Here is a 17119-nt window from a genome sequence, read left to right as displayed (position 1 = left end):
CACTATTGATTATTTATGCTCCATTCTTTTGGGTAAATTCTACTTTATTATTAGATAATCTCTGTTTTATGCACTTCTTCTATCTAATGTGCATAATGCCAGGGCTTTAAGTACCCTGGCATATGCTATCAGTTATTAGGGAGTGGGTGTAGCTTCTGCTTCTGCGGCTGCATCAACAATCGCCTGCATATCTGCATCATAATCATGAGAGATGATATCAGCCAAGGCTGTATCAATCTGTGATTGATATTTTTCAATTGCTGTCTAAGGTGTAGATGTACCATCTTTAATTTCAGTAAACATATTATTCATTGTACCCTCAACACCAGAAAAGGCTTTGATCGGATTAATAATACTAACCCCTTTATCTAATATATAAGCTACATTTTTTGCAGACTCTTCATCACGAGCCCAGTTATAATCCCTTCTTTAAAATCATTTATAATGTTTACCTTCTTCCGCAGAGATAGGATCCAGCGGTCTCCGGAGGAAGTTCATCAGAAAAGATCACATCTGCTGTTTTAATAGTAAAGCCTTGACTCTGTTTTGTTTGGTTTACAACATAAACCACGATACTTCCGTCCGGATTTAGAAAAGCTATATTAGTCACTGTATCTTTACTGCCATAGCAACTTTCAATTACCCGCGCTCCTCTTTGTACATACTTGGAAATCTGACAGTAGAAGTAATAATCAACTGTACAGTACCAATCATCATTATTTCCATGCGGAGCACGAATTGGTTGAGGGGGATTTGCTCCATCGAGCGGTCCCAAAGCTGGTTCCCCTCTTTCATCCAGGAAAACAAGCCATGCGTTATATGTCTCTGCACCATTTCTAAAATATTGAATGATCCGATCCGCCCCTGATATATTATAGGTGGAGCGCTCTGTTAGATGCATTGATTTATCCGGGAAGGCTTTTTTTATCTCTCCCATTACATCAGGTTCTCCTCCATAATCATGAAATGCTACACCGTCAATCATATGGATAGTTTCCGTATCATTTAAGATCGGCCAGGCATATTCCTTAGCGCTAAAGAAATTTGTATCCATGATCCATATTTCTGTTTTTAAACCTTTACTCTTAAATACTCCATGGATTACTTTTAAAAATTCTTTATGTTCTTCTCCGGTATATGCGGTAGTCGGATATGCTTGTACTACATCAGGCTCATTTTGAATGGTTATTGCATGAATGGGAATCCCTTGTTCCTCATAACCTTCCACTGATTTCGCATAATATTGTGCCAGCACCTGATAGCATTCTTTTTTTACACTACCGCCATTTATAAGACTTTCATTTGTTTTCATCCAGGCCGGAGGGCTCCAAACAGATGCAACGATTCTCATGTCCGGATTCATAATCATAGCTTCTTTGATATAATCTATGTATCCGCGTTCTATATCCTTTATAATCGAGAAATTATCTAATTTAAAATCCACTTTTCCCTTTGGCATGTCATCATATGTTTCAAATACATCGGCCGCAAAATCAGATGAACCAAAACAGATTCGCATAAAGTTCCAATTAGCACCTTCTGTAGGGTGAAAAAGTGTACGCATTAGTCTTTCCCTGTTTTCAGGTTTCAAATGGATTAAATTATAAAGAGTCGAACCATCAAATGAACTTCCAAATCCCTCCAATGGCTGTTTCATATTTGATACATCCACTTCAATGATCGTGCCTTTATTTTCATTTGTTATAGATAATGTCTTCTCTGTCAGCTTTAAATTCATATCCTGTGATGTATAAATTGCTCTCACATTTAGATTACCGGATTTAATAAGATGAATATTTACCGTAGCTTCTACCTTATTATAGCCTTTTTTTTCTCCGACCACTCGAAAGGTAAATTCACCCTGTAAGCGTAATGGAGGTGACCATAGGATCACACCGGTTCTTACGTTGAGATAGCAGCCCTTCGGTAGATTTTCTGCCTTATACTGATCAATATTTTTTCCTTCTAAGGGATATACTAATGTATCTCCCGAATGCATGAGTACCTGATATTCCTCCTTCAATAGAGGTTTTCCATCTACAAAGATACATATTGTCTGGTAGTCATAGCCTTTCCCGTCAGTTACTTGTAATTTCAGATGATGGAAACCACCCTGTTCATCTGTTGGCGTCCAGTTAAGTGCTTCGTTTTCAAAAGCGGCGCCTTCCGGAAGATTAAAGCATGAATAAGTAAGTGTATCGCCATCCTCATCCACTGCCTCCGGTTTTAATATGAATTCTTCTCCGGCTTTTATCTGCTGCCTTCTCAATCTTTTAAAAACCGGAGGATGATTCGTGCCATCACCAAGGATGTAAAGACCCTTCATACTCCAATGGACTGCATCATCAAACAAGACACCAAACTGACGGTTAATAAAGGTTTCCGTATTGGTTATACGTAGATATCGTGTATTTTGTGGAGAAAAACGAATCTGATATAGCCCTGTAAAGGTACCGTCATAAATACCATTGTATATATTTTCCCAAATAGATCCATCATGGGACACCTGAACATGAAAACGTCTGGGAAAACTATTTTCCCCTTCACCAACATCCATAACGAGTCCATCGATCATGCGGTTTTCACACAGATCAACTTGAAACCATTGACCGCTCATAATTCGGATATGACTGTTCCAACCTGATAACCTATTATTGTTAAATACATTCTGCGCGTCCAAGCTATTCTCTGATGCAGTTGCAATAAAATTACTGCTATCCAAGGCGCCTTCAATTATTGGAGAATTTCTCTCCTGCTTGGCAAATCGTGACATAACCCTTGCCAAAGGCTCATTTAACTGATAATGCTCTGTTGAAAAGCCAAGAAGCTTTTCTGCTATCAGGTTATATTCATCATTCTCATAACATACGGAAGGACTTTCGCAATGATGAAACAGACCCCAGCTATTCGTAACATCCAGATCAATGTTTTTATATGCCCAATTCGACCAGGAAATATCATTCATTTCCAATAAAGTGAACCATTCTTCCCAGGCATCCGTAAATCTCCAGAAATTAAATTCTCCCGCTAATACAGGAACATTCCATTTCTTTTGATAGTCAACCAAATAGGCAGAGACATCTCTGGCAAATTTTATTTGCTCCAGACAATTATTTCTCTGGCTGTCATGATAATGATGTGTTTGATAGATCACATTCTCCCACCCATTGCTATTCGGCGAACCAAGGGTTTCAAAATCAAAAAAAGCCCCCATAGATATAATGTGATCCGGATCAATACTACGTACTTCATTATATAGTCTGTCGTACAGCTGAACAACACTGACCGGACTGCTCTCAGGTGCAACGGGTTCATTTAACAGATCATAGGCGGCAATAATGGGATTATTCCTATATCGCTCTGCCATAGCTCTCCATATTCTTACGGTTTGTTCCTGATATTCAGAATTTACCCATTGTTCATTTGATCCGGTTTGGCCGCCGGTTAGCCATCCTGCCGAATGACCGCCTCTTGTTCCATGTAGATCCAGCATAAGATACATCCCACGATTGCCACACTGTTCCATGGCATAATCAATCTGATCCCATGCGTTATGTTTTATCCTGCCTTCTTCATCCATTATTTCCTGCCAATAGATAGGTAGACGTATAAAATTGAAACCCAAATCCTTTAGAAAATCAAAGTCACTTTCTTTTATGTAATGTGTTTGATATACGGTTAAAAGTTGCTCTGTTTTTTCATTCCCAAATCTCTCTTTCAGAATAAGACGGCCTGTATAATCATCATAAAATTCCTCCAGTTTGATACGAATTTCAGAGATTGACCAGTAAGCTTGCTCTCTTGTACCTGTCTGTATTATTTTAATATAACGGGCATTCGTCTTATCGAACTTCATTTTCGTTACTGCTTCAGGTTCTGATTCCCTTGTTATAATCTCTTTCCAATGCACGAGATCAGACGATACAAGGATTCGACATCCACCAGGGAAGTCATTTGCATAATTTCCTGCATCAAGTTCAATACTGTTAAATACAGTATCACACCCCAGGTCCATAACAATATAGTCTTTCTCTTTCCATTGTGCGGAATGGTTGGTCCATCTGGTATTCCGATTACCATCGGTTAATACGGCCAGTGCTTCTTCCGTACTCCAGGCAGGTTGAGTTTCGACAATCCTCCATTTTGCGGAATCACTCATGATAGTACGAGTACCACCGCCATCCATCCAACCTTCCCGGTGAAGCCACCCTCCTAAGTTAGTACCTTTAAGAACTACTTTTTCGCCTTTGCCCCTTTGCTTTCTTATATAAATCCCATCCGTTTTTAAGAAATCATCTGAACACATACCCTTTGTCATACTTTACCCCCCCCCTTAATCACAATATTCATTAGTTAGATCTGTCTTTCACATCATAGATAGCCCGATTGGTCTGTCCCTTTGCATCTGTTACGATAATAACCATTCTTGCACCGCCTTTTTGATATGTACCACTGATCAGACCTGTTTCTTCGTTTATCGATAACCCTTGCGGCAATCCTGTTGCTGAGAATGTGTAGGGTCTTTCCCCTCCTTGGGCAACAATTTGAAGCTTATACTCCTGTCCGGTCTCACTGCCAGGCGGATTTATATTTTGTATGATCAATGGTAATTCGGAATTTACTTCAATATAAGTCTTTCCAATTATATTTAATTCATCATTATCGTCATAGAGTCTTGAGTATCTGCCTTCATAAGGATTAGCGCCTCCACCATAATTATCTAAAAAGAAAGAATATCGCTCAACAAAACCCAAACCTTCTAACATAGCTGTACACCTTGTCAGATACTTTGCTGAGCTTTCTGCCGTGTAGTCTTCGTTAACTCCGCCAGACCAAGCACTAACATCAATGCATCCAAACTCAGTCAACCAGATAGGAAGCCCATACTTTGAATATAAATCGCTCAATAACACTCTTAAATTGGAAACGGATGCTGTATCGGTAACATCCTGATAGCAGTGTACCGACAGGAAATCCACACGATATCCCAGCTCTTTGCATTTCGACATAAATTCATCTAGCCAGGCATAATCCGCCGCAACGGCAGGTGATCCGAGACGAATTCCAATCTCTTGGAGCTTCGGCCAAGCTTTTATGGCTTGCTTCACTGACATCTCGCATCCACCAGCCTCACCACCCATATCCGGTTCATTAAAGGTTAGTAAGTTGGTATACTTTCTATTCTCATAGCCGTTTTTGATTTTCTTGATATTACTGGCATTCGCATCATTATAACCCCATATCATAGGCACATAATCAAGAGCAGTCTCTACAGAGGGAGGTTTGATACCCCAATTATAATACCAACTAATATTCAGTACCTCTAACTTGGCGATATGGTCTGCACTGCCGGAATTATATCTGGATGATGCAACACCTTTTTTCGTAACACTATTTTCATAATCTAACAATTCACCAGTCACAGGCACCATACCCACCTCACTATCATAACCTTCTATTGAATTATTTTGTTTTAGTAACCCTTGCTCTGAAGTTTGCTTACAACCACTTACCAGTAATAGCATCATGCATAGAAGCACTATTAAGAAAAAGTTCCATTGTTCTCTTTTTTTCATTTTCATCCCCTTCTTAATACAATATTCTATTACTACTTACTTTTAATCGCTACTCTGGCATGGAACATATGATAAAAATGGCACGATTTTTAGGAATATTGACTTCTATTTCATATCCTCTCTCTTGCTGTATCGCTTGGGTCAAAGGATAAAGTTCATCTGTTTCCGGAATTACTAAGTCTGGTCGCTTCTCTGATTGCACCCATATTGTTAGAATTTCTTCTTGATCATTATAATTTGTGATATTTATTATCCTATCATCACCCTTCACATAAGATACGACTCCTATCCCATACTGCTGTTCACCTAAATGAAGATATGGATCATGTAGCCTTCCGGGATATGACATCTGAGTTCGGGTTAATTTGTCAGTGCCCTTCCATATTTTAAAAGGACGAGTGACAAGAGCATTGCAGAGATCAATTACCTCAGGAGCAGTTGCTGCAATCTTATATTTCTCCGTTTGAAGCGTCGGTAGTTTGTCTGGTGCGAGGTAATGTTCGCCTGCTTCCCCAACAACATCAGTTAAAGGGCTATTATAACGAATAATTGTTCCTCCTTGTTTCACAAATTCATTAAACAGCAGCACGGTTTTAGCTGTCAGAAGTTCAATCATAGGAAGAATAATCGTTGTATATTCTGCGTTTGTATGTACGTTAACTAATTTTCCTTCTTTTACAATAAAGCAGTCATTTGCATCACTGTTAAAGATCTCAAAATCATAATTTTCGTTTGATAACATACTGCATAGATACTGAAAACAATAGTCTATCTCTCTCGCATGCTGATTCCTAACCCAAGGTCCTTCTTTAAAGTAGCATGTTATAGTTTCAAATTCAGGTTGGTAATATGTCCAAAAAGTTTCAACCGGGTAGTACATTAAAAGTTTCGTATCGTTTACACTATTTTGCATTATCCTGGACATACAGGTCTGCATTTTGGTAAACTCCGACATACGATCCCAATGGCTCCATTGATAGAAGTATGATGGGGGCCAATCATACTTGCGCTCATCCCGAATAGAATAATAGAAACCATGTATAATAATAAGATTAATCCCCTGTTGGAACAGCCAGTTTGATATCTTCACAAGACCTTCATAATCCATATCCCAACCGGTAGCTCCAAAACTTTCCGAAGCTACAATCAGTTTCCCATAATTATGAGCTGCGCTGGAGCACATTTTTGCATTTAAGCTTCCGATACCATTATCTAAGTGATCTATTCCGGGAATATGCATATAACGGAATATTCGCATAATATCAGCATTAAAGCGGGACTGTGCAGCCAGAGTTTCTTCACCCAGTACGTGCCCTGTATAAATCAAATTATTCTTATCGCACCAATCATACAATTGTTTGAATGTATTTTTTTGCAATAATGCAGCAACCACATCAAAATAATCGTATCTGACATATTTACACGAATCATCCTCTCTTAATAGAAGATGCAACAATGGAACGATATCATATCCCTTTATTTTTTTGAATTCTTCTTCGAATTTAGATGTCCATGGCAAAGCGTTAAGAAATCTCGTTTCATCCATAAATATTCCGGTAATCGTTTGACCGAACTCTTCCATAAAGTATTCTTTATATTTTTCGTGGGTCAGGTCAATAAATTGTTTGATTGCATTCTCTCCCAAATAATCAACTGCGAGCCTTCCAAATACATCATAGGTGTTAACCGCCAACTTAACAAGATAAACGGTACAGGTTTCTTCTGCAATATAGTGATCTACTTGTGAAAGAATACTTTTTCCTGTCTTATCTCCTTTTATATAAATAGTAGCATTCACGATTCTACTATGCTCAATATGCTCACCATCCGGCGGTATCGATAGACCCACACCTGCATTTAGCTCAATTTCATAAATTAACAGAAAATGTTCTCTATGATTAATGTCCTGGGTTACTTTCCCATTACAGTTTCCGCTAGGCCAATTATTTTCATCATATAACCATACCTTCATATTCTTTTCTTTTATAGTTTTTATGGCATGTTGAATTTTTTGAAACCATTCATCCGATAAATAATCAACCTGTAATCCATGCCTGGCATGGATGATAGGTTGATTGGCTCCGATGCTATTCATCATTTCTATCTGCTTCGATATCTCTCCATCCGTGATAGTATCATTCCAAAACCAAAATGGCGCCAAACTATGTAATGAATCATCCGTTTTCATAAAATCGCTTATATTTATGTTCATATACTCTTCTCTTTTTCCTATTTGATATTTGGTATTGTTATAAAACCATTCATGTTTATCGTTAATATGCTTCCGCCGGATTTCTCCGGCAGAAGGCATTTGTTGTTATTTGATTCTTATGATTAAAGCGTTTAAAGGTGCTGCGCACATTTCCGGAGGTGCTTTTGACGCTTTAATCATTCTTATTTCAGTCCTTGAACTTAGTCAACTAAGAATGCTCTAAGTTCGTTAATACTCCAGTAATTCGTGGGACCGTCACCAGTCTGATTAATACGGAAATACCTTGCTTTTGTAGTATCAAAATCTATGTTTGTAAAATACATATCAGCAATACCAGCTGCAACAGAAGTCCAGTTCGTACCATCTTCAGATACAAATACCTCATATCCTTTCGCAGCATCGCCACTTGGAGTCCACAACATAATTCTGTTGAAGTCCTGTGCAGAACCAAGGTCAACCATTACCCACTGATCCATGGTTCCTGGCATCTGTGCTTCTCCATTTGCCCAACGGGTTGCACCGTCGCCATCAATCATATTTGCCTTATCATCACCATCAGCTGTTTTATATACTTCAATTGTCCATTTGGATGTATCAAGTGCTTTCACTTCTGTAGGCTCTACATAAATGCCCTCCATTAAGAATACTCGAAGCTCATTGATACTCCAGTAATTTGTAGGTCCGTCACCGGTTTGATTAATACGGAAGTATCTTGCTTTCACATTATTAAAATCAACATTTGTAAAGTATTCACTTGCCACACCAGTTGCTACCGAGGTCCAGTTCATATTATCTTCTGATACAAATACCTCGTATCCCTTCGCTGTATCGCCGCCTGGCGTCCACATCATAATTCTATTAAAATCTTGAACAGAACCTAAATCCACTGAAATCCATTGATCCATGGTTCCCGGAAGCTGTGCTTCTCCATTTGCCCACCGGGTTGCTCCATCCCCATCAATCATGTATGCCTTATCATCACCGTCATTGGTCCTATATACCTCAATCGTCCATGTTGAAGTATCAAGAGCTTTACCATCCGTAGGCTCGTTATATTTACTCTTATCTGCTGCTTCAACCAATGCTTGATAGTTAGCATTAAAATCCGTGTTTTGTGCATCTTCTACAGCGGTAGTGATAGAGCTTGCATAGGCTTCCAAAGCAACTTGTGAGGTAGATGTTTTATTCCAAACTTCATCAAACATAGTATTAACTAAGCTGAAAATATTAGAGAATCCTTGTAATGGATTAATCAATGTATTAGCTTTATTAATCATTTCAACAACATGATTAACAGTTGCAGCATCATCTGCCTGTACTTCTACTTTAGTTTCCAGCCATTCATCCCACTGTTCGTCACTTTCTGCAAAATCTGTAATTGCATTGAATACAATCGCTACATCTTCCGGATTTTCACAGGTTTTTAACATAATATAAGGAGAAATTTCTCTGCCATAAGAATAATATTCCGTTGCAGAAGGTCCCTTCGGGAAAGGTACCCATGCCCAGTTGTCATTCATTTGACGAATTCCGTCTTTGGTATAGAAATTACCTGATTGCCACCATTCTAAAACTGCCATTGCAATTTGACCGTCACGGAATTGTGCACCGGCATCCCCTGTTCCAATTAATACTTCGCTGTTAAGTTTTGCTCCAAAGTCAAGGGCCTCTATTACCTTCGGATCATTCAGATTTTGCACAACAGCTGCTGTATCCGTACGGGCAACAATATCTGCACCATTAGACGCAATCAAATTGTACATATAGTATTCACCGCCGACGGGATAGATATCTGTTACACCATCGCCATCTACATCAGTAACCACTTGCTTTGCAATCTCCAGCATCTTATCCCAGGTCCATTCATCATTGGCGTATAATTCTCCCAAATCAGGAAGATTATAATCTTCAAACATAGATTTATTGTAGAATACACCATAACGTACTGCATTGTCATCGGACATTTTAATATCCATACAGTAAACCTTACCTTTATAGGTACCGTAATTTGTAACAGAATCAATCCACTTATAGTCATCGAAGTTAAACGCTTTTAGATCACTCAGTGGATAGGCAATGCCACCTTCAATAAAACCAGGTAATAAATCATAACTTAACACACGAACGATATCAGCTACCGGTTCTCCGGATAGAGTAGAGGTAATATAAGTAGAACTGGTATCATTTACTGTTACCCATTCAATCTTACAGTTCCATGCGTCTTCGATGGTTTTAATTCTCTCAATATAAGCATCCGTCTGTTCATTTACCCCTTCCTTCGGTGTAATATCCCACCATGATGCAATTTTGAATACTCTTCCACCGAAATCATACTTTCCTTCCAGTGTTTCTTCTTCATCTGCTGAAATATCTCCAGTAACAATTTCAGCGTTTTCATTCGGTTTTGATGCGTCTGTATTGGCATCATTTGTTGATTTTTCTTTTTTGCATCCTGTAAACATAGCAATCACCATTGCCAGTATACATAAAACGCTAATGACTTTTTGTTTCATTTTCATTAAAATACCTCCCTTTTTATACGAAATCTCTTTTGAGATTTACGGATCAGCCTACGATTCCTGAACGTGTAATACTTTCTACAAAGTGTTTTTGAAGAACTAGATATAATATAAGTAATGGTACGATACACAATAGCACCCCTGCATTATTCACCATTGACAGGTACCCAGAGCTAACAAAGGACATCGTTCCGGTTACGCTGCCATAGGAGGCTGCCACATTATAAGATAAACTTCCCAATTGGTTGGATAAAACTTTATAGTCATTTAAAAATAAACCGGAGTAGTATATATCCGTCCATTGCCATACAAAGCTGAATAAAAATACGGTTGTCATCATAGGAACAGCACTGGGTAACATAATGCGAATAAACGTGCGAAGCCTACCGGCACCGTCTACATAGGCAGCTTCTTCTAATTCTTTAGGAAGCCCTTTAAAAAGCTGCCTCAACATATATATGTATAATCCATTTTTATAACCTGTAGCCGTAATTGAAAGCAGGATCAAAGGTATCGGTGTATTAATTGTATTTACCGAATGCCCGGTTATATATTTCATAATCCCAAATAAATCAAAATAGCGGAATGTAATAAATTGTGGCAGCATAAGTGTCGTAGGTGGAATAATCATCGCGAACATGACACAGGCAAACCAAAATTTTTTAAGAGGGAATTCAAATCTTGCAAACCCATATGCTACAAGCGTGCAGAATAATAGCTGAAGAATGCTGCATATGGAAGATAAAAAAAGCGTATTCTTAAAAGCTTCAGGGAAATTCATACATTCCCATGCGGTCTTGAAATTGTCTAAAGTATAATGTTTTGCTAAGTATACTACCGTTGCATCGAATAAATCCTGTTCCTCCATTACTGCCGCGGATACCTTTTTGATAATGGGGTATAAGATAACGAAACATAAACCGAAAATAATTACAAATCGAACGATTGACCATAATAAATGAAAAGGGCGGATTTTACGAAATAAACGCATTATTTTCTGGTTTATTATAAATTTAGAATCTGTGATGTCTTCCATGTGTTTTCCTCCCTTAAGTTTCATAGAATACTAATTTTGACATTAACAAACTAACCACCGCCAAAAGCAGCGCTACTAATACAAAATATATCCATGCCATCGCTGATCCGTAGCCAAATTGAACTTGCCCGAAAATTGTGTCATCGATTAGTATCATCATTTCATTGGATGCATTGGTGAAGCTATTAATGATTGTATAAATTGCATTAACTAATATTAATGGGCTTACCATAGGTAATGTAATCTTCCAGAAATTCTCCCAGCCTGTTGCTCCTTCAATATTAGATGCTTCAAATATGGATGGTGATATGGACTGGAGCCCAGCCAGAAATATTAAAATCTGAACCCCTGAAGCAATAGCAATATCATAAATTCCGTCAGTCGCCATTGTAATGATTCTTAATAAAGGTCCGTTGAGTCCTGTATATTGCCTCAGAAACCTTGATATATCAAAAAGCCTTTGGAAATCTGTCATTTCACTTGCTGCTGTTCCATTCACCATTTCATAGGATGCCTGTAATAGCAAATCACTGCTTTCCATTTTTAATATAACACCTGAAGTAACAATTACAGGTAGAAAAAAGATTGCTCTAGCCAAAGCCCTGCCATGAAATTTTTGATTTAAGATATTAGCTATAAAGAAACTAAAAATCAAGATTACGGGTACGGTTATGATCATTTCACTAATTGAGTTTATTAATGTTGGATTAAATATTGTGTCAATAAATAATGCCTTCTTAAAGTGAACCAAGCCAACCGTTGTTAGTTCATATTGATTTGTATCAAGTGTCATGTTGCTAACACTATATCTTATGGATTCAATGGTTGGAAGTAATATAAACCAGATAAAACCAATGATAAATGGGGATATAAAGAAATAACCTGCGATCGCATTTTTCTGCCTTATGGTTCGCTTTCGCCTTTTTGTGTGTTTCATTCTGCTCCTCCTATCACTGCATAATCCCTGGCAGGTATTGTTATTCCGTCCATAACAACCTCTGATATGTTATAATTCACAATCGTTGAAATTCCATTTTCGTATGTTGTACGTTTTACACCATTCATTACTTCTTCATGATCCGTTATTTTAAGTTTCATAAGACTAGCCATATCTTCATTCATCCGTTGATACATCTTGATGGTTTCGTCATACCAGGACTTATAATTTACTGAATACAAATAATCAAAATCTGTCTCCTTCAGGATTGAATTCGGTTCATAAATCCACTGGGAATATAAACCGGCACCAGTCTCAATGGATTTTAGAAATGTTGTTTTATAATCCGATGATTGATTCATAATTTCACCTGCATAATCAATACAACCATGGATGACCATCTCATAAAAAGGTACTTCTTTTGTTATAATGGAATAATTATTTGAATACATGGGGACTTTTACAATATCTTCAAGAGCAAAAAGCGAATATACCGCTGCATTTTCACCCATTAATTTGTAACCATTATCCATGAGTGATTGTAAGCTATCCCTATTTACCTCCAATGAGTTTTGTCTATTATACTGCATATTTTGTGTAAAATCAGAGTAAACAGTATTTGCCAGTGTTCCAATATTTAACGATCGATACGGCAGTTTGGCAGCTGACTTCATAAACTCGTTTATCATATTATCCATCTTGTCAATTCGTATCAGATTTGCTTCTTTTCCAATCATTCTACCATTGGAGATATCAAAGTTCTGTACAAACACCGTTGACTTGTCTATGTATTTTGGTGACCACTTTGATGCATTGTAGCCATCAAACCATTTATCCTGATAAACATATTGAAGATCAACATCAAAGTAATAACGCAGCCCGTAAGTATTTAATAATTCCAACAGTTTATTCAGATCTTCCCTGGTTCCAAGCGCATTTACTTCAGATAAATGTATCGCTGATGTTCCTTTCAAGCCTCCATTATACCAACCACTATAATTTAGTATGATGTTACTGATTCCATCGTTACGAAGCATGTTAACAAGCTCAGCAGCTTGTCCGTAAGTGGTAAGAGCCTCGGTTTTATGATAGCCGACTCCAAAAAATTTTTTACTTAAGTTAACAGCTCCCACTGTTTCAAGATAAAAAGGTACTTGGTCAGAAGCACCGTCCTCCAAAAGACTTTTTCTATCAACCAGATAATCTCGATACGCAGATGCCATACCTGAATAATCAGCATCTGCTCCTGAAAGGAAGCAATAACATAACGATATGTTTCCTTGATAGGGCTGATCCGCATACATATACAGCTTATCATTTTCAGACATAATACCACTAAAAGAAACCTGACCGTAAGGCAAATATCTGAAGGAAGAATTCACATAATTATAGGAATCCGTTTTACCGGAAACATTAGCATATAAAGTTGCTAATGCATCCCCCTCTTCAATGATAGCTAAGAAAGCAGAAGAATTTATCTTCATACCAAATACAGGCATCTTTATCATCAAATCATAATCCGCTTCCAGTTCACTTTCCAATCGATAAGCAAGGTCCCGGCCATAAACGGTTTGTTGGTACTGTGGTGTATTCTTCATTCCACTATCAAAGGAAATTAATGCTCCACTACCGTCCGGGACAAACATATAACCCTCATTGCCCTTTTTCGCAGCACCAAAATACTGTAATACAGAGATATCAGCCAAAGGATAATTAATATTGTCGTATTCTATCCTGCTGCTATCAATCGTCACTAATAGTTGTTCTTCATCAAGAATGTATTGCAAGGGTATTACAAAGTAAGGATCAGATCGGTTCGTTGTATATCCATTAACTTCGTTATCATTGGTCATATCCTCTCTTGTATATCCATGTTCATCAAATATCTCCATTAATTCAATCTGGCGATATTCTGAATTATCTCTGAGAACGTAAATAGGATGTTCTGCCAGAACAGGAAATTGGTTTAAATATTCCGCTTTTTCTTTATCTCTAATCTCAGCAAGTGACATATATTTATATTGCCGTTTTACAAATTTACGATCCTCATCATCCATCATGTCCAGAAATTGCAGCATTCGTTCCTCACTGATCCATCGTGGTATAATAATGGATTCTTCAAATTCTCCGAGAACATACTGGAATTCTATTCCTGTTTCAGTGAGTTTATATTTCAACTGTTGATTCTCAATACATTCTTCGTAGCTATTGATGGTATACTCTACTGCCTTTTTATCATGATAAGTGAGGATTAATTGGGACGCCATTATCTTCCTTGCACCCGGAGTCGCAGCTTCATCGGTCAATGCATCGATAGGATTCGTAAACCAAACTTCTCCGGTATCCTTTATTACGACAGCAACCTCACCTGTCATTGTATTTGCATACATCTCCAATGTATCGTTTTCGCTAATAAACTTCATATGTTCCGTTCCGGGTTTAGATCCGGAAGGAGTATTTAATTCTGTATTTACATATTCAAAGCTCGCAGCCTCGTGATCAGTTGCCTCCTGTTTACTGCTACCTGTTTCCTTTGAAGTAAAAAGAAGAGCAAAGCCTGTAATAAGCCCTAAAGCAATTAGAAGGCATACCGCTATTATTCCTTTTTTCACTCACGCAACACTCCCTTTCATGAATGGAATAACTATCCTTTTGTATTATGTTCTTAATGTAATTTCACGATATAGAATCGAGAAGAAGGATATGACCTGTTGAATTACATTAAAAAACAATAGCCCGATAAATACCATAATTATCATTCCTACAATAATTAAAATAACTGTAATGAATGTTTTACCTAAACTATATTGATGAGTAACCAATGTTCCAAAGAAAAGCAGAAAACCGGTCCAGAGCTGTGCAACAGTTTGTAGGGTGTAATAAAAAGCTCCTTCATCAAGGGTAAAAAAGTGGCTGACTGCTAACATTATAATTGAAAGCAATATATACGGTGTCAGAGAATAGGAAGTAGCAATAACAATATCTCTGAAGTTTCCTTTTCCATCCATTAGGGATGTGAGGCACCAATTGGAAGTACACCATAAAATAAATAAGCAAAGTACCATTGAAATATTTGCAAATAGATTAATCTCATTTACATTGTTATAGTTAAATAAAAAACCCGTCATCTGAATATTTGCTACAAAAATAATTGTTGTCATAACCAAGAGAATAAGTGAGCTTTTCAGATTACCACGTTTCTCGTTTTTTAGGTCCCAGAAGCCATCAAAGGGATGAAATATTACTCTTAGTGAAAATTTTAATGCTTGTAAGGTTTTCATCGTTCCCTCCTCACTTTTGCGTTAAACCTTTTAATTGCGGTAATTAATGTAATAATTGCCGATACTGCAATAAAAAGCATGATATATATTCCAAAGCTATCCTGCATAATTGACTTTCGATTCAGAGAATATGCTTTACTATAATACGATCGATTATTTACCTTTTTAAAATACTCCATTGCCGCTTTGTATTCTTTCTCTTGAAGATAATAGCGGCCAATGCCTAAGTATGCGTACTCATTATTTGAATTAAGCCTTAACACATTCTCCCAGGCTTGAACAGCCTGTTTCATACTACCGCCATAGCCAAACTCTAATGCATGCAGAATACTGGATCCATATTCTGTAATATCATAAACATATATGGAATTGTTAAGATAATCCAACACTAAAAGTCTTGTTCCATTGTTCAAACAGTTTAATGCAATGGGAGATTTGGTATTACCCCAACGGTTTCCCAACTTTCCAAACACAAAAAGTAGATTTCCATCATAGTCATAAGCAAAAATCTTACCCTGAACAGCATCCAAAGCAAAATAAACACCGGATTCAAGTGCTGTTATATCAACAAACTTTGATCTATCACCTTCGCTTGACCTATCTCCAACAATCGGTAGATTTCCCAGGCGTCTTAAAACATCCTTTCCCGAAGGATTTAGTCTCCTGATAACATCTGCACCCGCAGCAATGTCTTTCTCACTGAGTGTGCTTATTGTTCCATATATAAATTGTCTGTTATCAATGAATAGATTACTGTATTCTGTCGGTATATTGGATACCATTCTATCCTGTTGTTCATTCGTTGAAAAATAATGCTTCCATATATAATCAACAAAATTAGTTGTAACTTCAATTGCGCCGGTAAAGGTCTTAAATTCTCCTTCCGGAGATAATTCAATAAGACCGAGATTAACTCCATATGCAGAAATATAAATTCTACCTGCATCATCAACTACTAATTTCATAGGTTTGTATGTAAAAGAGGATGATAAAAGTGGTGTATTTGGTTTTCCAATCATTCGCAGAAGCTGCCCTTTATCATCAAACTCAAGAATTCTGCTATTATAGGTATCAGCCACATAAATATGTCCTTCATTTGATACATAAATCCCTTGCGGGTTATTGAAATGGGAGGAATATGGATCCGGGATATTCGGTTTGGCCTTATCCTCTTCTGTTACATCACTTGCCTCTTCACGATTGTTATCCTGATTCGGGACTACAAATTCAGTTATTATAAAATCTAATGTAAAATCCTCTTTCAAAACAACAATTCGGTTGTTACCACTGTCTGCAACATAAATACGTCCATTTGTTGTAAACATATCCGACGGGCTGTTAAAATCACCAAGTTCCTTTGAAACATCATTGCCTGAAATAACATCGAACACGGTATAAGGCGCAGGCTCTACTACAACATCCCCCCAATAGTTATAGCTGTAACTGTTATATGGAGCTGCTGCAGAAACGCTCATCGGATTACTTATAGTTGTAAAGATAAGCAGTAAACATACTGCAATTTTTTTTGTATCTGAGCGTAAATTCATAAAATTCCCTC

At 37.5% G+C, this 17119-nt stretch carries 9 protein-coding genes; all 9 read right to left on the bottom strand.

Features of this window, described 5'->3' with window-relative positions; genetic code table 11:
* Positions 1-448: 448 nt before the first annotated feature.
* Positions 449-4318 (bottom strand): cellulase family glycosylhydrolase, encoded by a 3870-nt coding sequence (locus HNQ56_RS06865; protein WP_429144039.1) that lies wholly within the window; start codon positions 4316-4318, stop codon positions 449-451.
* A 31-nt stretch (positions 4319-4349) separates the two neighbouring features.
* Entirely contained in the window at positions 4350-5576 is a 1227-nt protein-coding gene (locus HNQ56_RS06860; protein WP_429144037.1) for a glycosyl hydrolase, read from the bottom strand.
* Between the two features lie 49 nt (positions 5577-5625).
* Complete coding sequence (locus HNQ56_RS06855; RefSeq protein ID WP_429144035.1) at positions 5626-7764, bottom strand: glycosyl hydrolase; 2139 nt, start codon at positions 7762-7764, stop codon at positions 5626-5628.
* Between the two features lie 224 nt (positions 7765-7988).
* Positions 7989-10307, bottom strand: a complete 2319-nt coding sequence (locus HNQ56_RS06850) for a discoidin domain-containing protein (protein WP_429144033.1) — start codon at positions 10305-10307, stop codon at positions 7989-7991.
* A gap of 46 nt (positions 10308-10353) precedes the next feature.
* Entirely contained in the window at positions 10354-11343 is a 990-nt protein-coding gene (locus HNQ56_RS06845; RefSeq protein WP_429144031.1) for a carbohydrate ABC transporter permease, read from the bottom strand.
* A gap of 13 nt (positions 11344-11356) precedes the next feature.
* Complete coding sequence (locus tag HNQ56_RS06840; protein ID WP_429144029.1) at positions 11357-12280, bottom strand: carbohydrate ABC transporter permease; 924 nt, start codon at positions 12278-12280, stop codon at positions 11357-11359.
* Entirely contained in the window at positions 12277-14892 is a 2616-nt protein-coding gene (locus tag HNQ56_RS06835) for a DUF5696 domain-containing protein (RefSeq protein WP_429144028.1), read from the bottom strand. Before HNQ56_RS06835 ends, HNQ56_RS06840 begins: the two co-directional genes overlap by 4 nt.
* A 45-nt stretch (positions 14893-14937) precedes the next feature.
* Complete coding sequence (locus HNQ56_RS06830) at positions 14938-15561, bottom strand: Yip1 family protein (protein WP_429144026.1); 624 nt, start codon at positions 15559-15561, stop codon at positions 14938-14940.
* Positions 15558-17108 (bottom strand): hypothetical protein, encoded by a 1551-nt coding sequence (locus HNQ56_RS06825; protein ID WP_429144024.1) that lies wholly within the window; start codon positions 17106-17108, stop codon positions 15558-15560. Before HNQ56_RS06825 ends, HNQ56_RS06830 begins: the two co-directional genes overlap by 4 nt.
* Positions 17109-17119: the final 11 nt, after the last annotated feature.

It is taken from the genome of Anaerotaenia torta, assembly GCF_050433395.1.
Taxonomy (GTDB): Bacteria; Bacillota; Clostridia; order Lachnospirales; family Lachnospiraceae; genus Mobilitalea; species Mobilitalea torta.
This window is presented reverse-complemented; position numbering and strand designations above follow the sequence as displayed.

What these genes read in the sequence shown, in the direction of transcription:
- HNQ56_RS06865 (WP_429144039.1), bottom strand. Translation starts at nt 4,318, where the DNA reads ATGACAAAGGGTATGTGTTCAGATGATTTCTTAAAAACGGATGGGATT.
- HNQ56_RS06860 (WP_429144037.1), bottom strand. Translation starts at nt 5,576, where the DNA reads ATGAAAAAAAGAGAACAATGGAACTTTTTCTTAATAGTGCTTCTATGC.
- HNQ56_RS06855 (WP_429144035.1), bottom strand. Translation starts at nt 7,764, where the DNA reads ATGAAAACGGATGATTCATTACATAGTTTGGCGCCATTTTGGTTTTGG.
- HNQ56_RS06850 (WP_429144033.1), bottom strand. Translation starts at nt 10,307, where the DNA reads ATGAAAATGAAACAAAAAGTCATTAGCGTTTTATGTATACTGGCAATG.
- HNQ56_RS06845 (WP_429144031.1), bottom strand. Translation starts at nt 11,343, where the DNA reads ATGGAAGACATCACAGATTCTAAATTTATAATAAACCAGAAAATAATG.
- HNQ56_RS06840 (WP_429144029.1), bottom strand. Translation starts at nt 12,280, where the DNA reads ATGAAACACACAAAAAGGCGAAAGCGAACCATAAGGCAGAAAAATGCG.
- HNQ56_RS06830 (WP_429144026.1), bottom strand. Translation starts at nt 15,561, where the DNA reads ATGAAAACCTTACAAGCATTAAAATTTTCACTAAGAGTAATATTTCAT.
- HNQ56_RS06825 (WP_429144024.1), bottom strand. Translation starts at nt 17,108, where the DNA reads ATGAATTTACGCTCAGATACAAAAAAAATTGCAGTATGTTTACTGCTT.